This window comes from Pseudomonas sp. PK-RTE-24 (assembly GCF_054052265.1).
Window position 1 is genome coordinate 5,713,158 of sequence record NZ_CM133224.1, and the last position, 22,180, is coordinate 5,735,337.

General features: G+C 61.0%; 16 protein-coding genes. 1 reads left to right on the plus strand and 15 read right to left on the minus strand.

Annotated features, from left to right (window positions below; translation table 11 throughout):
• Positions 1-3: 3 nt before the first annotated feature.
• Genes pseC through rfbF form a run of 10 tightly spaced genes read right to left on the minus strand, consistent with a single transcriptional unit; the run spans position 4 to position 11,449 of the window.
• Positions 4-1,167: a UDP-4-amino-4,6-dideoxy-N-acetyl-beta-L-altrosamine transaminase gene (pseC, locus tag ACV8MC_RS25705; protein WP_457264002.1), complete on the minus strand. Its 1,164-nt coding sequence runs from the start codon at positions 1,165-1,167 to the stop codon at positions 4-6.
• Entirely contained in the window at positions 1,164-2,165 is a 1,002-nt protein-coding gene (gene pseB, locus ACV8MC_RS25710; RefSeq protein ID WP_041479004.1) for a UDP-N-acetylglucosamine 4,6-dehydratase (inverting), read from the minus strand. The genes pseC and pseB overlap by 4 nt, the downstream gene beginning before the upstream one ends.
• Positions 2,166-2,193: 28 nt before the next feature.
• Positions 2,194-5,106: a glycosyltransferase family 2 protein gene (locus ACV8MC_RS25715; RefSeq protein WP_056783777.1), complete on the minus strand. Its 2,913-nt coding sequence runs from the start codon at positions 5,104-5,106 to the stop codon at positions 2,194-2,196.
• Between the two features lie 55 nt (positions 5,107-5,161).
• Complete coding sequence (locus ACV8MC_RS25720) at positions 5,162-5,899, minus strand: cephalosporin hydroxylase family protein (protein WP_038860482.1); 738 nt, start codon at positions 5,897-5,899, stop codon at positions 5,162-5,164.
• A gap of 17 nt (positions 5,900-5,916) precedes the next feature.
• Complete coding sequence (locus ACV8MC_RS25725; RefSeq protein ID WP_236167932.1) at positions 5,917-6,987, minus strand: class I SAM-dependent methyltransferase; 1,071 nt, start codon at positions 6,985-6,987, stop codon at positions 5,917-5,919.
• A complete protein-coding gene (locus ACV8MC_RS25730; protein ID WP_150636639.1) occupies positions 6,984-7,835 on the minus strand; it encodes an NAD-dependent epimerase/dehydratase family protein in 852 nt (283 codons plus the stop codon). Before ACV8MC_RS25730 ends, ACV8MC_RS25725 begins: the two co-directional genes overlap by 4 nt.
• On the minus strand, positions 7,832-9,058 hold the full coding sequence (locus ACV8MC_RS25735) for a methyltransferase domain-containing protein (protein WP_457264006.1): 1,227 nt from the start codon (positions 9,056-9,058) through the stop codon (positions 7,832-7,834). Before ACV8MC_RS25735 ends, ACV8MC_RS25730 begins: the two co-directional genes overlap by 4 nt.
• A complete protein-coding gene (locus tag ACV8MC_RS25740; RefSeq protein WP_056783766.1) occupies positions 9,055-9,615 on the minus strand; it encodes a dTDP-4-dehydrorhamnose 3,5-epimerase family protein in 561 nt (186 codons plus the stop codon). The genes ACV8MC_RS25735 and ACV8MC_RS25740 overlap by 4 nt, the downstream gene beginning before the upstream one ends.
• Positions 9,612-10,694: a CDP-glucose 4,6-dehydratase gene (gene rfbG, locus ACV8MC_RS25745; RefSeq protein WP_457264008.1), complete on the minus strand. Its 1,083-nt coding sequence runs from the start codon at positions 10,692-10,694 to the stop codon at positions 9,612-9,614. The genes ACV8MC_RS25740 and rfbG overlap by 4 nt, the downstream gene beginning before the upstream one ends.
• The gene (rfbF, locus tag ACV8MC_RS25750; RefSeq protein ID WP_041478997.1) at positions 10,676-11,449 is read right to left on the minus strand and encodes a glucose-1-phosphate cytidylyltransferase; all 774 of its coding nucleotides are present in this window, start codon (positions 11,447-11,449) and stop codon (positions 10,676-10,678) included. The genes rfbG and rfbF overlap by 19 nt, the downstream gene beginning before the upstream one ends.
• Before the next feature lie 392 nt (positions 11,450-11,841).
• Between rfbF and ACV8MC_RS25755 the strand changes: the two genes are divergently transcribed.
• A complete protein-coding gene (locus tag ACV8MC_RS25755) occupies positions 11,842-12,069 on the plus strand; it encodes a hypothetical protein (RefSeq protein ID WP_457264010.1) in 228 nt (75 codons plus the stop codon).
• A 329-nt stretch (positions 12,070-12,398) separates the two neighbouring features.
• On the opposite strand, the gene ACV8MC_RS25760 is transcribed toward ACV8MC_RS25755, so the two are convergent.
• From ACV8MC_RS25760 to ACV8MC_RS25780, 5 genes are all read right to left on the minus strand, one after another.
• Entirely contained in the window at positions 12,399-15,992 is a 3,594-nt protein-coding gene (locus ACV8MC_RS25760) for a glycosyltransferase (protein ID WP_236167935.1), read from the minus strand.
• Positions 15,993-16,101: 109 nt separating this feature from the next.
• Complete coding sequence (locus tag ACV8MC_RS25765) at positions 16,102-17,670, minus strand: flagellar hook-associated protein 3 (RefSeq protein WP_056783756.1); 1,569 nt, start codon at positions 17,668-17,670, stop codon at positions 16,102-16,104.
• A 13-nt stretch (positions 17,671-17,683) separates the two neighbouring features.
• Positions 17,684-19,729: a flagellar hook-associated protein FlgK gene (flgK, locus tag ACV8MC_RS25770; RefSeq protein WP_071171415.1), complete on the minus strand. Its 2,046-nt coding sequence runs from the start codon at positions 19,727-19,729 to the stop codon at positions 17,684-17,686.
• Between the two features lie 25 nt (positions 19,730-19,754).
• Entirely contained in the window at positions 19,755-21,071 is a 1,317-nt protein-coding gene (gene flgJ / locus ACV8MC_RS25775) for a flagellar assembly peptidoglycan hydrolase FlgJ (RefSeq protein WP_122505913.1), read from the minus strand.
• Positions 21,072-21,082: 11 nt separating this feature from the next.
• Positions 21,083-22,171, minus strand: a complete 1,089-nt coding sequence (locus tag ACV8MC_RS25780) for a flagellar basal body P-ring protein FlgI (protein ID WP_024012083.1) — start codon at positions 22,169-22,171, stop codon at positions 21,083-21,085.
• Positions 22,172-22,180: the final 9 nt, after the last annotated feature.

Sequence of the window (22,180 nt, forward strand, 5' to 3'; positions counted from 1 at the left end):
GCCTTACTCCTCAAGCAGCAGCCGACGCAGTTGCTCGACCACCTGATCTTGTTGTGTCTCACTGAGCAAAGGGAACAGCGGCAAACTGATCGCTTCGGCGTAATAGCGCTCGGCCTCGGGGAAATCGCCCTCGGCAAAGCCCAGCTCGCGATAGTAAGGCTGCAAGTGCACGGGAATGTAGTGCAGATTGACGCCGATGCCAGCGCTGCGCAAACCTTCGAACACCTGACGATGACTGAGGTTGCAGCGCTCGGTCTGCACGCGCACCACATACAGGTGCCACGCCGAATCGGCTTCCGGCTGCGCGCTCGGCAAGGTCAGCGGCAGGTAAGCAAGCAACTGATCGTACCGTGCGGCCAGTTCGCGCCGACGTGCGACAAACTCATCCAGCTTGCGCAGCTGCGACAGACCCAGCGCCGCCTGCAGATCGGTGATCCGATAATTGAAACCCAGCTCGATCTGCTGGTAATACCACGGCCCGTGGCTCGGCTCGGTCATGTGCTCGGGATCGCGGGTCATGCCGTGGCTGCGCAGGCGTCGCAGACGTTCGGCCAGCGCCGGGCGATTGGTCAGGACCATGCCGCCCTCGGCGCTGGTGATGATCTTCACCGGATGAAAACTGAACACCGTCATCGCCGCGAAGTCGCCACAACCGACTGGACGCCCGGCGTAGCTGGCGCCCACCGCGTGCGAGGCGTCTTCGATCACGGTGAAGTTGTAGCGCACCGCCAGGTCGGCAATCTTGCGCATATCGCAGCTCTGCCCGGAGAACGCGACGGCGACCAGGACTTTGGGCAGCGTGCCGTCGCGCTCGGCCTGTTCCAGCTTCGCTTCAAGGGCAAAGGCATCGAGGTTCCAGGTCAGCGGATCGATGTCGACGAAATCAACATCAGCGCCGCAATAACGCCCGCAATTGGCCGAGGCAAGAAAGGTGTTTGGCGAGGTCCACAAGCGATCGCCCGGCCCCAGGTCAGCAGCCAGACAGGCAATGTGCAGCGCCGCCGTGGCATTGCACACCGCTACGGCGAAATCCGCCTGACAGCGCTCGGCCATCGCCTGCTCGAAACGTTCTATGGTCGGCCCCTGGGTCAGCCAGTCCGATTGCAGCACCTCGACTACCGCGTCGATGTCCGCCTGATCAAGGCTCTGCCGACCGTAAGGAATCATACCGACAGCTTCGCGTGCAGATCGGCGATCTGCCCCACTGAAAGGAAATGCGGGTTGGTGTCCGAGCGATACTCGAAATCCTCGCCCACCGCACGCCCACGTTCGCCAAGTTTATCGACGGCAAAATCGACGTCGACGCTGGTAAAACGAATCGACGGCTGAATCGTGTAGTGATCCTCGAACTCCAGGGTCATGCGCGCATCGTCCAGCGGCACCATCAACTCATGCAGCTTCTCGCCGGGACGGATGCCGACGTTCTTGTGCGGCAGATGTTCAGCCATGCCGCGCGCCAGATCGACGATGCGGATCGACGGGATCTTCGGCACGAACACTTCGCCGCCGTGCATCCGCGCAAAGCTGTCGAGCACGAACTGCACGCCGTGGTCGAGGGTGATCCAGAACCGCGTCATGCGCTCGTCGGTGATCGGCAATTCTTGCGCGCCGTCAGCGATCAGCTTGCTGAAGAACGGCACTACCGAGCCGCGCGAACCGGCGACATTGCCGTAGCGCACTACGGCGAATCGGGTCTGCTGCTCGCCGGCAATGTTGTTGGCGGCGACGAACAATTTGTCCGAAAGCAACTTGGTCGCGCCGTACAGATTGATCGGGCTGGCCGCCTTGTCGGTGGACAGCGCGACGACTTTCTTTACGCCGTTATCGATCGCCGCAGCGATGATGTTTTCCGCGCCGTTGACGTTGGTACGGATGCATTCGGTCGGGTTGTATTCCGCCGCCGGCACCTGCTTTAGCGCGGCGGCATGCACCACATAATCGATGCCGCGCATGGCCTGACGCAAGCGGTCGGCGTCACGCACGTCACCGATGAAATAACGCATGCACGGCGCATTGAAGGTCTGCTGCATCTCGTACTGTTTCAGCTCGTCGCGGGAGAACACCACCACACGCTTGGGCTGGTATTGCTCCAGCAAGCGACGGATGAAGTTGCGCCCGAACGAGCCGGTGCCGCCGGAGATGAAGATCGATTTACCGTTGAACATTTTTTCAATTCCGTCCCTGTCGCCAGGCTTAAGCGAGCAACTGTGCCCAGTCCAGTGAAGCATTGTCATCGAGCACGAAGCCTTTGCCCTTCAGGCTCAGGTTCGCGTTGTAGGCCTGATCCTGAACGAATGCCGCCGGCCATTTTTCGCGCAGGGCCAGCAGCGCTTGCGGGGCGTCAGGCATACCGCCCTGATGGATGACTTGCACCGCCGGAGTCCATACCGTCAGATAACCGGCTTGCCCGGCGCTCAGGCACAGATCGACATCGCTGAAGCCTTCGGCAAATGTGCTTTCGTCCAGACCGCCGAGCGCCTCGTACAACTCTTTGCGGACCATCAGGCACACGCTCGATACCGCCGAGTAGTTCTGTTCCACCGCCAAGCGGTGCAGGTAACCGTCGGCATCGTGATCTTCACCGACGAAGGGCGAATCGACCCCGCCATTCATGCCCAGGATCAATCCCGCCTGGCTGATCTTGCGATCACGGTCGATCAGTTTTGGCCCGACCACGCCGACCTCCGGACGCAGAGCATGGTTGAGCAAAGAGTCGAGCCAGTTCGGATTGACCACTTCCGCATCGGCGGCGAGCAGCACCAGGTACTCGCCACGCGCCTGACGACTGCCCGCGTTGAATAATCCTGCTGCGCTCAACGTCCGATCAGTACGCAGCACCTGCACTCTGGAGTGCTTGTAAGTCCCGAGCCAGTCATTGATCTCAGCCGTCTGATCCGCAGTGGCGGCGATCAGCACTTCATAGTGATGGTAACGGGTACGCAGCAACACACCTTCAAGGCAACGTTGCAGCACCGCCAGATCGCTGCCCGCCGGAATAATGATCGACACCAGCGGACGATCACTGTGGTGGTAGTCGATCTGGTAAACCCCCGGAACCGCTGACGTCACTTTGCCCTTGTAACCGCGATTGCCCAAATGGCGCAGCAGCGCCAGGCGCTCGTCAGCATTCTCGACCAGCTCTGGTGCCTGGCTGATCAATAGCGGCTCGTCGAGGTGAGCCAGGCTGTTGAGGCCGTGTTCTTCGATAAGACGCAGCAGCACATCGAGCTCCAGTGCCTGACTGAAATCAGCGCGATAGCCGCCGATTTCGACCAGCGCATCGCGCCGTACCAGCCAGTGCCGCGCCATCAGCGTTGGCAGGCTCAGCAGCAGATCAAGGTTGAAGCCCGGCCGGAACACGTCGGTCAGTGCACCGTTTTCCTGACGCTGGATTTCGTCGGTGGATACCGCGCGGCAATCGCCGGCGTTCATCAACTCCAGGCTGGCGCGCAACAATCCGCTGGCAGTGAACTCATCACCGGCTTCAGCCAACAGCAGCCAGTCACACGGCGATTGACGAGCGCTTTGATTGAGCTTGTCGATCAGATTGCCCGCGGTCACTCGGACAAAATGCAGGGTGTTCTGTGCCGTGGTCGCGGCGGGCGCTTCGCCGGTGGTGAACACGACAATGCGGAAGGCCTTGCACTGCCCTTCCAGCAAGCTGTCGAGAGACACCTGAAGCTTGTCGATGTCGTCGTCCAGATCCAGCAGAAAAATGCCGAACTGCGGCCCGCCGCCATTCACCGCCAGATGTTGGCCGATTGCCTCGAGGTGAGCGCCGGGCGCACGTGCGGCCAGCCAGTTGAGCAGGCGACCGGACTGCATCTTGTCCATGACCGCATGATGGTCATCGACGGTCAACGCTTCGAGACGCTCGATCCAGGCCTGCATCGCTTGCGCCTCTTCGGCTTGGCCCATCGAAGTCAGTTGAGCCGCCAGCCGCTTGACCACGGTGCGATTGAACGCATTGAGATCGTGAGCCTGCCACAAACGGTCGAGAACGCTTTCCGGCGTGTCGTTGTTGCGTGCTTGCAGCAAGTGCGCCTGACGGGTCCAGACGCCCTCCAGGCCTTCAAGCTGGATGCGCCCCGCCGGCATGGCGTGCAGCATGAATTCGAACTGCGCCAGGCGGTCGAAAAATGCCTCGTTGTAGAACGGCATTTCCACGTACTGCAAAGGTCCGAAACGACGATCCGGGTACTTGAGCTCCTGATTCCAGGTGGACTGGATGATCAGCTCCGCAGTCAGCGCTCGATTCGATTGCAGGCTGTCGACCATTGCCTCGAAGCTTTGCAGGGCAAGCGCTTTGCCCTGCTCGGCGTTCAGCCCTTTGATCTGGGTTGGCAGCGCGGCAAGGAACTCGGCAAAGGCTTCACGCTCGGCGACCGATTTGGCATCGACGTAGGTCAGCGAGTGATACACCTCGGTGCTGTGCTCGGAGGCACCGTAGTTGATCTCCCGAACCACATAAGGGATCGGCAGAATCCGTGCTTTGGCACTGGCCAGCAGGAAATAGACATGGCCGATTTCCTGCCACTGGAAGCTGGTGCCGGGTGGCAATGCCGAGTGCCAGGTCTTCATCAGATCAGTACGGGTCACCGCATAGAACGGCGGGATGTACTGGCTCATGTAATCGATGACCCGCTCCTGAGCCTGTTCAGAGCAGTAGTCTTCCTGGACCTTTTTGTCGCGGCGGTAGTAGCTGACGCCACCGGCCAGCGTCAGGTACATCAGGCAGTAGCCGTGGCACATGCCGTAATCCGGATTGGCCTGCAGGAAACCCACGGATTCGGCCAATGAATCATGCAGGATGAAGTCGTCATCGGCCGCCAGCACCATGTACGGCGTGGTCAGTTGCTCGACACCATAGGCCAGTTTGGCCTGCATCCCCCAGTACGCGAATTGCGGCACATGATGGTAATCGACGGCGGAAAAATCGCCTTCCGGACGTTCCGGCGAGGAGTCGAGCACCATGATCTTGCAGGGCAAGTCGCTGTAATACTTCACAGCCCGACGCAGGAACGCCGGTCGGTTGTGGGTAATCAGCACCACCGTCAACAGCTCATCAAGCGGTAGCGTCAGTTCAGAACTGTACTTGCCTTGCATAACTTCTCTCCACAACCGGCGACTCGCCGAAACAACTCTGGGTAAATGTTGCGAATTAACGAACGCGACGCAGGTAGCCGTCCGGCGCCACGGTGATCAGCAGTTTGTTCTGCAATTGCTGGTCGATTTCGAAGTCCTGGTTCTCTTCCAGGTACTTCCACACGGCGGTTTTCGGGTTGTCGCCCGGGCCCCATGGACGATCCGGGAAGAAATCGGCCGGCATGTCTTCAACCACGGTGTCCATGACCACGCAGTAGCTGTCGACCGACACCAGCGGCGCGTAGAGGCGCAGTTCTTCGAGCACGTGATCGTGAGTGTGATTGGAGTCGAGGACCAGAATGACTTTCTTGCCTTTGGCGGCGGCCTGCACCTGAGCGGCAATGGCCGGGTCGATGCTTGAGCCTTCGATCATCTTGATGCGCTTGGCCATCGGGTGGCTTTCGATGGCTTCACGGTTGTGCGGACGAATGTCGAGGTCGATGCCGAGCACTTCGCCGTGGCCTTGCAGCTCGAGCAGCGAGGCGTAGTAGATGATCGAACCGCCGTGGGCAATGCCGCACTCGATAACCAGGTCCGGCTTGACCTGCCAGATGATCTCCTGCATGGCCATCATGTCTTGCGGCAGCTGGATGATCGGGCGGCCCATCCACGAGAAGTGGTAGCTGTATTTGTGCTTGGCCGATTCGTTGAAGAAATCCCGGGCCAGGCCGGTCAGTTTCGGGTCGTCACCTTGCTGGGCGATCTGCTCGCGGCACTCGGCTTCGAAGGCTTGGTTGATGCTGTTGTCGGTCATGTTGGTCATCTCAAGGGTCACTGAAACGAAGCGCTGTCGACGGCGTGATAGACGTAGCGTCCACCGGTCATCCGCTTGATCTCTTCGAGGTAATTGGAATTCATCACAAACAGGTGCGCGCCTTCCGGCAGCGCATCCATGGCCTCTTGCGGCGAGGACACGCGCGCGCCGCTCAGCGGCAGATAACGCCCCTGCTTGGCCGGGTTGATATCGACTACGCGATCGACCGCAACGCCGGCGCGTTGCAGGTACAGCGAATAGATCACGCCTTTGGACGAGGCACCCCAGATCGCCGAACCCTGCGCAGGCGCCGAGCGGATGATCTGCACGGCACGGTCGAGGCTGGCGCTGAAATCTTCAGGCAGAGTCAGGCGCGGCACCGGTTGTTCGGGTATCAGGCGCAATGTCGACAGATCAGCGACGATGTACAGATATTGGCCGCCGAACAGATGCCCGGCCTCGTGCACCGTGCCGAACATCCGGCGCAGGTCATCGAGGCGGAAATAATTGACGTGTTCGTAGAACAGGTCGAACCAGGCCTTGTGCTCGAGGATCCAGTCCAGGCACGGCACTTCGATATAGATCTGCCCGCCCTGATTGGCCTCGGCGATCACGGCCAGAAAGCTCACCGGGTCTTCGATGTGCTCCAGCACATGACGCAGCACAATGGCATCTGCCGCCAGGCCGAGGCCGCGCGTAAACGGCGCCTTGATCACCTCGGGGTTTTCGCCTTCATAAGCCGGGTCGATGCCGGTAATCGAATAGCCGAGGCCTTTGAGCAACTCGAGAAAGTAGCCCTTGCCGCAGCCGACCTCGATCAGCTCCTGGCCCTTGAAGTGCTTGCCGATGATGCCTTCGACGTCACTTAAATGCTTCTGGAACTGACCGGAGTGCGCCTGCTCGTTCTGATAGTCGGCGTCATAACTGAGCTTGTCGGCATCGAACGCGGCGTTGAAGACCAGACCGCTGCGCTCGTCCTGAACCAGGACCATGTCGGCGCTGGCCGAGGCCCGCGCCGATTCGGCATCGGCGAAAGTGCGGTTCTGCAATACCGGCAGGCCTGTGGCCCGGTACAACTCGTGCCTCATGGCGACTCTCCCAATAACTGTTGCAAACGCTCGGTGACGGCCCAGAACGCCAGCGGTTCGTGGGTCGGATACGGGTAATGGCCGAGGTTCAGAGCCAGGGTTGCGCCACGCTCACGCAAGCGCTGTTCGACCAGCGCACGCACCGACACCGGTTGACCGCTGGCGCAGTTGACCACGCCACCAAAGTCGCGCTGATGGAGGATCGCGGCGAGATGACTCGCGGCGGTTTCAATCGCGAGGAAATCGCGCAACTGCTCACCGGCCGACATGTTGAACGACGCCTCGCCGCTATCGATTGCCCGGTCCAGCGCGGCCAACAGGCTGTTGGGGTTCTGCCCTTCGCCGTGCAGATAGAACAAGCGCGCCCATTGCAGGGTGAACGGTTGCTCCTGCTGCAGATTCTGCAGAAACAGGTGCAGCGTATGTTTGGCCAGACCGTAGGGATTGCTCGGCCGTGGCTCGGTTGACTCGCTGAGCGGACCGCTCTGCATGCCGTATTCGAAGCAGGTGCCGGTCACCAGCACCTGCGACACGCCCGCCTCTATCGCGTTTTTGATAAAGCGGTAATCGGCCATCAGGTTGTGCTCGAAATGAAACAGCGCCCGATAGTTCGGCAACCCCGGCCAGGCCAGATGCGCCAGCGCGTCGATGCCTTCGGTCAGCGCGACGACATTCAGGTCGGCAGCGTGAATGTCTGCCGCGACGAATTCGACGTGGTTAATCCATGGCATGCCCTGCGCGGTTTCTGCGTTGCGCGCCACCGCGCGGACTTCGCAGCCGCGCTCAAGCAATGCAGCAACCAGATGCCGACCGACAAAGCCTGTGGCGCCAGTGACCAGAACTTTCACAGCACTTTCAACTCAGGCACGGCGATGACGAAGCGCCCGTCCCACTGACGCACCTGCGCCAGTTGCTGACTGACTTCGTGCAGCAGGTTCCAGGGCAGCACCAGCACGTAGTCCGGTTGCTCAATGTCGATCTGCGCTGGCGCAACAATCGGGATGCGACTGCCCGGCAAGAACTTGCCCTGTTTGTGCGGGTTGGCATCGGCCACCCAGGACAGCAGATCCGCTTTGACTCCGGCGTAGTTGAGCAAGGTATTGCCCTTGGCCGCCGCGCCGTAACCGACCACACGTTTGCCGTCGGCTTTGGCCTGCAACAAGAAGCGCAGCAGGTCATGTTTGATGCGTTCGGCAGCAGGCGCGAGGGTCGCGTAGTAATCAGGGGTTTTTATCCCGGCAGCGAGTTCGGCCTGCAGTTGTTGCTGAACTGCCGGGAGAACAGCGCGGCGCCGGCCGTCCTTGCGCTGCACGAATACGCGCAGCGAGCCGCCGTGAGTGCTCAACTGGCTGACGTCGAACACTTCCAGGCCATTGCGCTCGCACAGGGTCTGCACGGCGGTCAGCGACAGGTAGGAATAATGTTCGTGATACAGCGTGTCGAACTGCGCGCCAGCCATCAGCGTCAGCAGTTGCGGAAACTCGAAAGTGGCGACGCCGGTCGGCTTGAGCAACGTCGCGAAGCCGGCGAGGAAATCGTTGATGTCCGGCACATGCGCGAGCACGTTGTTGGCCGCCATCAGGTCGGCGTTCCAGCCTTCGTTGCGCAATTGCGTGGCGGTGTCGCGGCCGAAGAACAGCTCGCGAATTTCCAGGCCTTTCTCGCGTGCAGCCTGTGCGGTGCTGCGAGTCGGCTCGACGCCCAGGCACGGGATCCCGCGCGCGGCGACGTATTGCAGCAGGTAACCATCGTTGGCGGCGACTTCGACCACACGACTGTCGGCGTTAAGTCCGAAGCGCTCGCTCATCTCGGCGACATAGCGCTCGGCGTGATTGAGCCAAGTGCTGGAGAACGAACTGAAGTAGGCGTACTCGGCATCGAACAGGCTATCGGCACTGGTGTAGTCCTCGGTCTGCACCAGCCAGCATTGCTGGCACACCGCGACTTTGAGCGGGACCCATTGCTCGGCCTGCTCCAGGCGATCGGCGTGCACGTAGGCGTTGGACGGCGGCGAAGTGCCGAGGTCGATCAGCGGCAGATTCAGCGGTGCGGCGCACCCACGGCAATTCATAGACGCACTCCAGCAAAGTGTTGATCGAGCGCAGGATGGCTGGAATCGCGCGCTGACAAATTATTGACAGGCAACGGCCAGGCAATCGCCAGCCGAGGATCGTTCACCGACAAGCCGCCCTCGTGCTCCGGCGCGTAATCGGCGCTGTGCAGATAGAGCAATTCGGCGTCTGCGGTAAGCGTCTGAAAGCCATGAGCGAAACCGGCCGGAATCAACAGGCTGCGGCCATCGCCCGCCTTCAAGTGCTCGGCGTGCCAGTGCAAAAACGTCTCCGAGTCCGGCCGCAGATCCACCGCCACATCCCAGACCTCACCGCGCAGGCACGTGATCAGTTTGGCTTCCGGGGCGTTGGCATTCTGATAATGCAGGCCACGCACACTCCCCTTCTCGCGGGTGCAGGAGTGGTTGATCTGGCGGATATGAAATTCATTGCCGAACGCAATCAGGCTGCCCTCGCAGAACAACCGGGCGAAGTGCCCGCGCTGATCTTCGAAACGTTTGTGCTGAATGCTGAACAGACCGGCCAATGGCAACGCTTTCAGGGAAAACTCGCTCACAGCGCGCCTCGGTACAGATTCAACTGGCCCAGAGTTACAGCGCGCATGTCATCGCCGTTCTGCCAGGCCAGATGCCAGTCGAGGGTCTGGGCCAGGCATTGCTGCAAGGTCCAGCGCGCTTGCCAACCCAGCAATTGCCGCGCACGGCTGCTGTCCAGGCGCAGCAGGCCGGCTTCATGCAGTTCGCTTTTTTCGATACGCAAACCAGGTGCCTGCGGCCAGCGGCTGGCGAGCAATTCGACGACTTCGCCGACGCTGCACATGTCCGCCTCACCGGGGCCGAAGTTCCACGCGCCGGCATACTCCGGACCTCGCTCATAAAGGCCTGCGGCCAATTGCAGGTAACCCGCCAGCGGTTCAAGGGCGTGCTGCCATGGGCGCACGGCTTGCGGGTAACGCAGGGTCACCGGCTCGTCGGCACTCCAGGCTTTGAGCACGTCGGGAATCAGTCGCTCCGGGGCAAAGTCACCGCCGCCCAGTACATTGCCAGCGCGTGCGGTCGCCAGGGCCAGACCGTGTTCGGCATGTTTGTCCGCCGGGAAGAACGACGCGGCGTAGGACTGCGCGAGCAACTCGCAGCAGGCCTTGCTGCTGCTGTAAGGATCGTGGCCACCGAGGGCTTCGTCTTCGCGGTACGGCCACAGCCATTCCTTGTTGGCGTAGACCTTGTCGGTAGTGACCAGCACGCAGGCGCGCACGCCGCCGACCTGACGAATCGCTTCGAGCAGGTTCAGCGTGCCCATGACATTGCTTGAATAGGTGCCGAGCGGATCGCGATAGCCCTCGCGCACCAACGGCTGCGCCGCCAGATGCAGGACGATCTCCGGTTCGGTCTCGGCGATGATTTCCAGCAAGGCGCCGAGGTCACGCAGATCGCCGCGTTGATCATTGATGTCTTCGTGTACGCGCGCCAGTTCGAACAGGCTTGGCTCAGTCGACGGATCCAGGGAAAAACCGCTGACCTGCGCGCCGAGGCTTTGCAGCCAAAGGGTCAGCCAACTGCCTTTGAATCCAGTGTGTCCGGTGACCAAGACGCGCTTGCCACGCCAGAACTCCGCACTCAGGCCCATTGCTTCCATGGGGCCTCCCCGCTCTGCCACAGCGCTTCGAGATGGTTCTTGTCGCGCAGGGTGTCCATCGGATGCCAGAAACCTTCATGCTCGAAGGCCTTCAGTTGTTCGTCCTGAGCCAGACGGGCCAACGGCTCGGCTTCCCAGGTGGTGCTGTCATCGCTGATGTAGGGCAGCACTTTTGGCGACAGCACGAAGAAACCGCCATTGATCCAGCCACCGTCACCACGGGGTTTTTCAGTGAAACCCAGCACCTGGTCACCTTGGCGTTCAAGCGCGCCGTAACGACCTGGCGGCTGCACCGCAGTGACGGTCGCCAAGCGACCGTGAGCCTTGTGATAGTCGACCAGCTCAGCAATATTGATGTCGGAAACGCCATCGCCATAGGTGAAGCAGAACGCCTCTTCATCCTTGAGATAACGCGCGGCACGCAACAGGCGGCCACCGGTCATGGTTTCCTCGCCGGTGTCGATGAGGGTCACACTCCACGGCTCGCTGTAATTCTGATGGACGTCCATGCGGTTGTTGCGCATGTCGAAAGTGACGTCGGATGTATGCAGGAAGTAGTTGGCGAAGAAGTCCTTGATCGCGTAGCCCTTGTAGCCCAGGCAAATGACGAAGTCGTGGATCCCGTGGGCGGAATACTGCTTCATGATGTGCCAGAGAATTGGCTTGCCGCCAATCTCGATCATCGGCTTGGGCTTGAGGTGCGACTCTTCACTGATGCGCGTGCCGAGGCCACCCGCCAAAATTACTGCCTTCATCGTCTCCCCTCTCGTACGTCACCGGGCTGCGCACTGCTTTTTTGAGCGTCGCAGGCCTTCTGGCCAAACCTTCTGCCGCTACGGGCGCAGGAGGAAACACCGCGAGCGCTCGTTTTATGGCGATTTGCGGGGCACTTGCAGGAAACGCGCCAGCTCAGACTCGGGTTTTCGGAGATGGCTGATAGAGGCGTCGGTGGAAGTGGCAACAGAATGACGGACGGGCTGAGGGCGTGGAGGGGCAAGAGATCAAAAGCCAAAGCAAAAGATCGTCCGATCGCAGCCCGAGCCTTCGGCAGCTCCAGTTGGATCGCGTGCATCCAGCAAGATATGGGCCGGCGGTCAGGCCGCCTTCGCGAGCAGGCTCGCTCCCACAAAAGCAAGTGCAAAAGCAAGTGCAAAAGCAAGTGCAAAAGCAAGTGCAAAAGCAAAGCAAAGCAAAGCAAAGCAAAGCAAAGCAAAGCAAAGCAAAGCAAAGCAAAGCAAAGCAAAGCAAAGCAAAGCAAAGCAAAGCAAATCAAATCAAAGCAGCGCAGCTGCCCGCGGCAAAGCCGCCCCACTCAACAATGAGCGCAAGCTCGAGTGCTCTTGATCTTGATCCACCGGCGACGTCGGAAGGCTGAGTGGAGGGATTGATCCGGGCGTGGGAGCGCAGCGACCGTTCGACGAAGTCGAACACAGCGGAAGGAGGTGCAGCGAAGCAAACCGGAGCCGCTGCGCCCGGATCAGTCCCGCAGCGAAGGAACCCGAGCCTGCGAGGGCCGAACGTAGGAGCAAGCCTTTTGGGTTACCTTTTTGGCGTTTGAAAAAGGTGACCCGCCGTAAGGGCGGAACCGTAATCAGCAACACCCGCAGAAACGGATCTACACCCAAAACCCCAACAGCCTGGTCGGCCCAAAGGCCGCCAAGGCCCCAAAAAAAGGCAACCCCAAAAAGCCGCCTGTATAAACGATCAATCCGCCAGCCAGCCATTCTCCCAATACCGCAGATTGTCACCACGCAACACATAATCGCGCATGACCACCTCGTGCAGCTCGTCACCCATGCGATAACTGGCGTCAGGGTCGGCCAGATGCATGCGAATCGCCTGCAGCCACTCATCAGTGCTGTTGGTCTTCACCCGCGTGCACGGCAGATAGCCCTGATAGGCTTCGGTATCAGTGCAGATGACCGGGTAACCGCAGGCGCCGTATTCCAGCAAACGCAGATTGCTCTTGCAGTCATTGAAAATGTGAAACTCCAGCGGTGCCAGGGCCAGGTCGAGGTTCAGACTGGCCAGCTTGGCCGGATAGACGTCCAGAGGAATCACACCGTGGAACTCGTGCATGTACGGACGCAGGTCATCCGGGCACATGCCAAAGAATACCCAGTCGACTTCGTTGGCCAGCTCACGCACGACATCGGCAATCACCGCCAGATCGCCATGGTGGCTGGTGCCTCCGCCCCAACCCACGCGAGGTTTTTTCGAGGTGCGGCGCTGACCCCGCAAACCGGTCCAGAGGTTTTGCGCAAGCATGTTGGGGACTACGCGAATGTCGTGGTGCATGTCCGACAACGCGTTGGCCAGTGGTTGAGTCGACACCACCACGCGGTCGCACAGGCTGATCGCCTGGCGCACCATCCGTTCCATTTCCTGCTTGCTGGGCATGTTGCGGATATGCGCATTGCGATGCGGAACATCAATCACATAGTCATCCAGCTCGAAGATGCGCCGGGCATGGCAGAACTTTTTCAGCGGCGGGATTTCATCGATCGCGCCCTGGGAATAGCGCCCTTGCAGGACGATGACATCCGGCGACTGACGCTCGATTTCAATGATCGACGGCAAACCGTAACGAATACACCCTTCGGCCCGGTTCGCCGCTTCCAGCTCTATCAGCGGCTGACTCATGCGGTAATGGCCAATGGCTGAGGCATTGATCGGCACGGCGAGTACGTTGGGCAATTGCGGCCTGGAAAAAGCAGTCCACCCCGTACGCAGGCCCGGCTCAAGGCTGAAACTGGTCGCGCCGACGCCCTGCAAGGACAGGTTGACATTGAAGGCCGGATCGCGGGCAATGCGCGGCAGCCAGCGCTTGTAGAAGATCTCCTGCTCGTGCAAATGTTGCTGGCCTTGCTCAGCTGTCGACTCGACAGTCGGGCGCACGCCCTGAGCCAGCAATGCATAAGGCGTCCACACTACCAGGTAGCCTTCCTGGCCGATGCGCAGGCACAGATCCACCACGTTCAGCGCCTGCTTCAAATCCTCTTCATCAAGCCCTGCCACCGCCTCGAAAACCGCCTTGCGCACCATCAGGCAATCACCGCCGACCGCACTCAGATCGTGGGCGGCCTGCAGCCGGAACATATAACCGTCCGACTGCAGCGACTGTCCATAAAATGGCAACCCGACCGCGCCCTGCATCCCCAGAATCATGCCGGCATGCAGCACATAACCATCCGGGTTGAACAACTTGGCGCCGACCACGCCGACTTCCGGGCGCTGCGCATGATTGAGCAGTTCGTCCAGCCAGTCGGCGTGGGTAATCACCGCAAAGGTATTGAGCAGCAGCACATATTCGCCACGAGCCTTGGTCACGGCAAAATTGTGCAGGGCAGCCATGTTGTCCGGCTGCGGGTACGTCAGCACGCGGATTCGGTCACCACCCAATTGCGCGATGCCGTCCAGCCATGCTCTGGCCTCAGCGGTTTCGCTGCCGTTGTCGACCAGCAGCAGTTCGTATTCGGCGTAGGCGGTTTTTTCCAGCACGGTCTCGACACACCGCTGCAAGGCAGCGGTCTGATCCCGGGTCACGATGATGATCGACACAAGCGGACGGCGCGCGTGCCGATAGTCGACACGATTGAGCAATTGGCAACTGCCACGGCGGATTTCATGGGCAACGCCAATGCGTTGCAGATGCGCTTCGAGCACACGAGGATTCTGTTCGATGACGCCTGGCTCGGCCAACCACCGCGACAGATCGAATGGCGACTCCAGCAGAACTTCGGCGACATGCCCGATCACCTGGGTGCCGTCGCTTTCGACCATGCGCCACAGCATGTCGTGAGGAGCCAGTTCGGTGAACGTCGTGTCAAAACCACCCAGCGCCAGAAAGCGTTCGCGCTTGAACGCCAAGGCGCGCCCGACATACGGGTAGCTGCGCATCAGATCAAGGTTGAAATCGGGTTTGAAGGCGGGTTCCACGGACTCACCATCGCGCAGACCGCCTTCATCGCTGTACACGCAACCGAGCGACGGCGAGTGCGCAATCCGGTCAGCCATGACCAGCAAGGCCGGCACCATCAGCCGGTCACCGGCCTGCAACAGGTAAAACCAGTCGGCGCCCTCCAGTTGGAGCAGCAACGCGTTGATCTGACCCAGCCCGTCACCTTCCAGTGGCATGTGGAACACGCGGCCATCCAGCGTCGCCTCGTTACAGGAAGCGGACAGCACCAGAATCAGTTCAGGGGCATAGTCCTGCCGAGCAAGCGCCTCAAGCGTGCGCTCGACTCCATCGCGACTGCCCTGGGCATCAATGACGATCGGCACTATTCGCGGCTGTTGTGGCCAGGCGGCCAGAGTTTCCGGCAGTAACTTGCGCTGCCCTTCAGTGAGACTGCGGCATTGCAGCCAGTGCGCGTAGAGTTCGGCGAAGCTCCAGCTATCGATGCCGACGCACCACTCCTGGCGACTCTGCTTGGTACCCAGCGTACGACTCAGGGGCAGCTCTTCCCAGACACGCGGCATTGCGTCAGCCTTGGTCAGCGGGACATAGCGCACCCAACCCGGCGCTGGCGCCGACTCGCCGCTGCGCGCCTTGAGCATTTGCAGAATCCACTCGCGCTCGACCTCGACCGCGTCTTTCATCGGCTGCTGAGCACTCAAGCGCTCCGGATACAGCCGCTCGGCACTGAGCACGGTGTTCGACATCGCCAGATTGCCGCGCCGCAGCAAGCATACGTACAAGGCGAAATCCAGGGTGGCGACAAAGCAGTGGCCGTCCTGAGTCAGCGCCGGCAACAAGTCGACGAGGTCCGAACGACGAAACAAGGCGCTGGAGAAACCGCCCAGCACATTGACCGGAAATTTTTCGAAGATGCCCAGCAGGTCGTCACCCTTGAACAGACCGCTGGCCGGTGACAGCGAAGTGTTCTCCAGGCGCGCCGGCAGAATGATGTCGTCGGCGTCCCAGAACAGCCGCTGAGCCAGCACCAGGCTGACTTCCTCACGCAACATCTCGTGCGCCTGCTGCTCGATGCAGGCGGCATAGAGATGGTCGTCGTCACACATGAACTTGACGAATTCACCCTGCGCCTGATCAAGGCACGCCTTGAGATTGCCGACCATGCCCAATGTGCGCGGGTTGCGCACATAGCGCACGGCAACACCCGAGCGCTCGGCCACAGCGCTGACAATCCCTTCGATCTCATGACCACGACTGTCGTCGCAGACAATGATCTCAAGAGGCGCGTATGTCTGGCTGACGGCGCTGTTCAATGCCCGCTCGAAAAAGCGCGGATTGAACGCAGGGATGGCAATGCTGACGAGGGGGAGTGAATTCAAGGCGGGCTCACAGGCGGTACGAGCCCGCTCGCAAAAACGAGCCCTTGATACCGCAAAAAATCATTAACAGAGGGACAACGTTGGCGGGCGTGCACGCGCCCGCCAATCATCAGATCTTGTTGAACAGCCCCAACTGACTGATCTTGCTGAACGCCAGTTGCGCGGCTTGCAGCATGGTCTGTTGCAGCGTCAGACGGGTCATGACTTCAGCCGGATCGGAATCACGAATCGAACCCTGGGTCGTGCTGTTCGCCGTGGTCAGACTGTCGTTGGTGATGGTCTGCATGTCCAGCGCCTGGCCGCGGGCACCAATGGTGGTCACCGCCGTGCCGATCTGGTTGGAAGCGGCATCGATATTGCCGAGGCCCGCCTCCATCGCGCCCTGCAATTTCTGCTTGGCAACCGGGTCACCGTCGACTGGCGTATTCAGCGCGGTGATCATCTGGCCCAGGGTGTCGAGCACGTTCTGGGTCTGATGATTGTTCGGCTGGATCGAGAACTGATCACCAGCGGCCGGCGCGCTGCCCAGGGCGAAAGTCACACCGGCAGCGGTGGCGTTACCGCCGGCAACCGTGCCCGAGGAAACCGGCTTGCTGTCGGCCGTCACCGGCGCGGCATACAGATCGAAATCGGTGGCGCTGGTGAACTTGAGCACCGCGCCGCCCTGCGGGAACGCTGCGGTGTAGGCTGCCTGATCGGTGATGGTCGAACCGGTGATCACGCTGGTCGACGGGTTACCCGGATTACGCGTGGTGGTGAACGAGTCCGGCGAGGCCGACAGCTGAAAACTGTGCCCTGCGATAACGGCGTCCGGATTGGTATCGCCTGCCTTCAGGTTGACGTTCAGCTTGAGGTCGACGCCACGGAAGCTGACGGTCTGGTTGGCGCCGCTGCTGTTGCTGATCAAGCCATTCTGGCTGGCCTCGGCGGTCACATCGTTGCCTAAGGCATCGGTGATTTTCAGCTGGGTGCTGCTGACGAAATCGATGGTATACGGCTGCCCGGCGGTGAACTTGGCGTCGTAAGTGGCGGCGGTGCCGACGGTGCCATTGGACAGCACGACACGGCCGTCATCGACGGCTGGCGCAGTCATTTTGGTGTTGGTGCGGCCGGTGTTGATGGTCTGCTGGAACGCGTCCCAACCGGTGGTGTTGGTACCCACGGTCATGCCGTCGCCGATGCCCAGATCGATGGTGGTCTGGTCGCCGTTGTAGCTGAACGTGCCGTCAGAATTCTTCGAATACGGCGCGGTATCGGTTTTCGAACCGGAGAACAGGTAATTGCCGTTGGCATCCTTGGCGTTCATCAGGCCCAGCACTTGTTGTTGGATCTCACCCAGTTCCGAGGCGTATGCCTGGCGGTCCTTGTCGGTGATGGTGCCGTTGTTCGCGGCCAGGGCCAGCTCTTTGGCTCGCGCAAGCGCCGTGGTAATCGAATCCAGAGTGGACTCCTGCACGGTCAAGGCGCTTTTGGTGGTGTTGACGTTGGTCTTGTACTGATCGAGCATCGCCGCCTGCTGGCCCAATTGCAGCAAGCGCCCGGCACCGATCGGATCATCGGCGGCGGTGTTGATGCGCTGCAGGCTGCTCGCCTCGCTCGCGGTGGCAACGGCCTTGTTGAAGTTACGCTGATAATCCGAAGCTTGCGTTCCGTAATACTGGGCGGTGGAAATGCGCATGAATTACGACTCCTTAAAGGCTGTTGATCAGCGTGGCGAAAGTTTCCTGCGCAGCTTTGATGATCTGCGAAGACGCTGTGTAGTACTGCTGGTACTTGACCAGGTTGCCGGTTTCTTCGTCCAGGTTGACCCCGGACAACGAATCGCGGGCACCCTTGGCGTTCTCCAGAATCGCCGTGGTCGCGGCGCTGTCGGACTTGCCTTGGGCGGTCTTGGTACCGACGTTGGTCACCAGGGTGTTGTAGGCGTCGGTCAGGCTGATGCCCTTGCTCGCCGAACCGGTGTCCACCGTCTGTTTGGTTTGCAACGCGACCAGTGCCTGGGCGTTGCGGTTGTCCGAAGACGCCGCACCGGTCAGGTTCATGGTGAAGGTCTCGCCGGTTTTCGGCGTGCCGCCCACGGTGGTCTGCACGGTGAAGGTCTTCTGCACGTTCGGCGTGACGGTAGTGTCCATCACCGGGTTGCCGCTGGCATCGACGATGCCGACTTTCAAATTCAGCGTGTTCGACTGGCCAGGCACGATGGTGCCGGTGCCGATGGTCGCGCCCTTGGCGTCGACCAGGTTGTACGACTGGCTGCCACCGCTGGCTGCGCCGAACACCAATTTGACCGGTGTCGAATTCTTCAGCGCCGCCTGCATGTCAGCCTGGGCGGTCGGGTTGTAGATGTCGATCTTGTCGCTGAGCGTCGGCTGGGTGTACGTGCCCAGACCGTTGGCGCTGGCGACGCCGGTCAGCGGACCTGCCGCAGCGATTTTCTTCGGATCGGTCAGGACCGTCTGAATGCTCGCCGCCGCGTTGCGGGTCGGCGTGATCTTGAACGAGTCACCCGCGCTCAGCGCGCCGCCATTCAAGGCCAGGGTGAAACCGTCGATCACTGGCGGCGGATTGGTCGTGGTGCTGAATGCGCCCAGATCGGTGCCGTCGGAACGTTTGACGGTGTAATCGGTAGCGCTGGTGAAGGTCACCTGATAATCGCTGGTGGTCAGCTTGCCGGTGTCCTTGATGGTCACATCGAGGTTGCCCGAACCGGCGCTGTTGCCATCCTTCGCAATGCTGCGCTGACTGATCAGGGCGGCACTGTTGATGTTGTTGAAAATCGCCGCACCGAAGTCACCGTTCTTGTCGATGCCCTGGGCTTGCTGGCTGTTGATCTGATCGGCAATCACCAGGGCCACGCGACCGAGCTCGTTGAGCGATGGGTCGAGGACTTCCTTGCGATAGGTCAGCAGACCGCCGATTTCGCCGCCGCTGATCACCGAAGTGATGTCGATGGTGCTCGAACCGCGATCCATCTGGATCGACATGCGCGACGGGTCGGTCTTGCTCGCGACCATGCTCAGGCTGTTGGTGGTGTTGCCGATGACCAGCGGCTGGCCGCTGCCGACATAAATGTCGAAGCTGGTGCCGCGCTCGACGACCTGGGCACCGGTCAGCTCGGAGAGCTGACGCACGGCTTCGTTACGGCTGTCGAGCAGGTCGTTCGGCGCCCCGCCGCTGGTGGAGATTTCGCCGATCTTCTGATTGAGATTGGCAATCGCCGTGGCGAGCTTGTTCACCTGGGCAGTCATGTCGCCGAGGCTGCCGTTGATCGTGGTGTTCTGATCGTTGAGCTGCTTGGCCAGGGTATTGAAACGGCTGGTCAGCGCCTGTGCACCGGTCAGCACCGACTGACGCGAAGTGTCATCGGTGGCCGACGTCGATACGCCCTGCATCGAGGTGAAGAATTTCTGCAGTACACCGGTCAGGCCAGTGTTGGTGTCCGACAGCATCGCGTCCAGCGGCGTCGCCTGCTTGAGGAAGGCAGCCGATTCGCTGTCCAGCGACGTCGCGGTGTGCAGCTGCGATTCCAGGTACGAGTTGTACACCCGGCGCACGTCGGCCAGGGTCGTGCCCGTACCGATGAAAACGCTGCCGTACTGCTGCGAGGACTTGGTGCCCTGCACGGTTTGCTGACGTGAATAACCGGCGGTGTCGACGTTGGCAATGTTGTTGCCTGTCGTAGCCAGAGAGGACTGGCTGGCCGACAGTCCCGACATCCCGATATTGAGCAAACTCATGGTTCAGACCTTATTACCTGGTGCCTTATAAAGGCGTGGTGGAGACACCCGCCGCAGCGTAGTTTTCAAAACTGTTCATCTGCTTGGCAATTTGCGAAATCTTCGTCGCGTAGTTCGGGTCGGTGGCGTAACCGGCCTTCTGCAACTCGCGTACAAACTGTTCTGGGTTATCGGCCGACTTCAGTACTTCTTGATAGCGATTGTTGCTCTGCAGCAACGTCACCAGATCGTGGAAGCTGTCCTTGTACGAGGCGTAGGAACGGAACTCGGCCGTCTCCTTGACCATCGCGCCATTGCGGAACTCGCTGGTGATCGCGCGGGCCGAATCGCCCTTCCAGTTGCTGCTCGCCTTGATGCCGAACAGGTTGTGGCTGCTGCTGCCATCCTGAGCGCGCATGACCGATTTGCCCCAGCCGGTTTCCAGTGCCGCTTGCGCCACCAGATAACGCGGATCGACGCCGATGCGGTCAGCGGCTTCCTTGGCCATCGGCAACATGGTGTTGACGAATTCGTCGGCGGAACTGAAGGCCTTCTTCGCCGGTGCCAGCGGAATCTGCGCCATGGCGCGGCCGTAAACCTGCATCTGCCCGCCAGCGGCTTTCTGCTCTTCGGCACGGGCCAGCCAGTCGCCGTTGTACAAAGCGCCGGAACCTGTGACGGCGGTAGTCGCAGCACGTTGCGGCAAGGCGTTGGTCGCTGCGGCCGCAGTGGTGGCAGTGGCCACGCTCGGCGCCGACGGCACCAGACCAGCGAGCAAGCGATCGGCCAGTTTCGGCGGCAATGCCAGACGCCGCTGGTTGATCAGCGCCATGTCGTTGCGATGGGAAATATCGGTGTTGTTCGGCGCATGCACCGAGCGCGATGCCCACAACGGACGCTCGCCGTTGACGCGGGACAGCGGACCGGTGGCGACGGTGCCAGCGGCAATCGGCGTCGGCACGGCGGCGGCCTTGGCCAGCGCTTCCTGCTGCTTGGCGGCGGACGCGGCGGCAGCCTCGCCCGGCGCCATCGGCTTGTTCTTCGACATCTGGCGGATCAGCACGTCGGCCAGGCCGATACCACCGCCCTCGCGGGACATCGAAACCGCCAGTTGCTGGTCGTACATTTCCTGATACTGCTTGGCCGCCGGCGTGTTCAGCGGGTTGTCCTGACCAAGCGCTTCGGTGGCCGAGCGCATCGACTTGAGCATTTCGCCGAGGAACAGCGACTCGAATTCCTGCGCAACCTTGCGCATGTTTTCGTCGCTGTTCTTGTCGCCGACCTTGAGCTGGTTCAGACGATTGAGGTCGGAGTAGGAACCCGAATCGCTGCTGCTGACCAGACCGCTTTTGCGCATATCCATGGTGGCCGGCCTCAGATCACGATCAGGTCGGCTTGCAATGCGCCGGCCTGCTTCAAAGCTTCGAGAATCGCCATCAGGTCACCCGGTGCTGCGCCGACCTGGTTCACCGCACGGACGATCTCGTCGAGGGTGGTGCCCGGGCCGAACTTGAACATCGGTTTGGCTTCCTGTTCGGCATTCACCCGCGAGCGCGGCACCACGGCAGTCTGGCCGTTGGACAGCGGGCCAGGCTGGCTGACGATCGGGTCTTCGGTGATGGTCACGGTCAGGCTGCCGTGGGTCACGGCGGCTGGCGACACTTTCACGTTCTGGCCGATGACGATGGTGCCGGTGCGCGAGTTGATGATGACTTTTGCCACCGCCTGCCCCGGATCGATTTCGAGGTTTTCCAGGATCGACAGGTAGTCGACACGCTGGCTCGGATCCAGTGGCGCAGTGACCCGCACCGATCCGCCGTCGATGGCTTGGGCGACGCCAGGGCCGAGCATGTCGTTGACCTTGTCGACGATGCGCTTGGCGGTGGTGAAGTCGGAGCGGTTGAGGTTCAGCGTCAGGCTGTTGCCCTGGTTGAAACCGCTCGGCACCGCACGCTCCACCGACGCGCCGCCAGGGATGCGACCGGCCGACGGAACGTTGACGGTAATCTTCGAACCATCGCGGCCTTCAGCGTCGAAACCGCCAACCACGAGGTTGCCCTGAGCGATCGCATAGACGTTGCCGTCGATACCCTTGAGCGGCGTCAGCAGCAAGGTGCCGCCGCGCAGGCTCTTGGAGTTACCGATCGAGGACACGGTGATGTCGACCTGCTGACCTGGCTTGGCAAACGCTGGCAGATCGGCACTCACCGACACCGCCGCAACGTTCTTCAACTGCACGTTGCCCGATCCCGGCGGCACCTTGATGCCGAACTGCGAGAGCATGTTGTTGAAGGTCTGCAGGGTGAACGGGGTCTGCGTCGTCTGGTCACCGGTGCCGTTAAGCCCGACCACCAGGCCGTAACCGATCAACTGGTTGGAGCGCACGCCGGAAATGCTGGCGATGTCCTTCAGCCGCTCGGCGTGTGCGGTGAACGCCGCAGACATCAACAACGCGGCCACCATAAGGCTTTT

Bases quoted from the DNA above. Each gene is read 5' to 3' on its own strand.
- ACV8MC_RS25720 (WP_038860482.1), bottom strand. From the start codon at position 5,899: ATGACCGACAACAGCATCAACCAAGCCTTCGAAGCCGAGTGCCGCGAG.
- rfbG (WP_457264008.1), bottom strand. From the start codon at position 10,694: ATGGAAGCAATGGGCCTGAGTGCGGAGTTCTGGCGTGGCAAGCGCGTC.
- ACV8MC_RS25765 (WP_056783756.1), bottom strand. From the start codon at position 17,670: ATGCGCATTTCCACCGCCCAGTATTACGGAACGCAAGCTTCGGATTAT.
- ACV8MC_RS25725 (WP_236167932.1), bottom strand. From the start codon at position 6,987: ATGAGGCACGAGTTGTACCGGGCCACAGGCCTGCCGGTATTGCAGAAC.
- pseC (WP_457264002.1), bottom strand. From the start codon at position 1,167: ATGATTCCTTACGGTCGGCAGAGCCTTGATCAGGCGGACATCGACGCG.
- rfbF (WP_041478997.1), bottom strand. From the start codon at position 11,449: ATGAAGGCAGTAATTTTGGCGGGTGGCCTCGGCACGCGCATCAGTGAA.
- ACV8MC_RS25715 (WP_056783777.1), bottom strand. From the start codon at position 5,106: ATGCAAGGCAAGTACAGTTCTGAACTGACGCTACCGCTTGATGAGCTG.
- flgK (WP_071171415.1), bottom strand. From the start codon at position 19,729: ATGAGTTTGCTCAATATCGGGATGTCGGGACTGTCGGCCAGCCAGTCC.
- pseB (WP_041479004.1), bottom strand. From the start codon at position 2,165: ATGTTCAACGGTAAATCGATCTTCATCTCCGGCGGCACCGGCTCGTTC.
- flgJ (WP_122505913.1), bottom strand. From the start codon at position 21,071: ATGGATATGCGCAAAAGCGGTCTGGTCAGCAGCAGCGATTCGGGTTCC.
- ACV8MC_RS25735 (WP_457264006.1), bottom strand. From the start codon at position 9,058: ATGAATTGCCGTGGGTGCGCCGCACCGCTGAATCTGCCGCTGATCGAC.
- ACV8MC_RS25780 (WP_024012083.1), bottom strand. From the start codon at position 22,171: ATGGTGGCCGCGTTGTTGATGTCTGCGGCGTTCACCGCACACGCCGAG.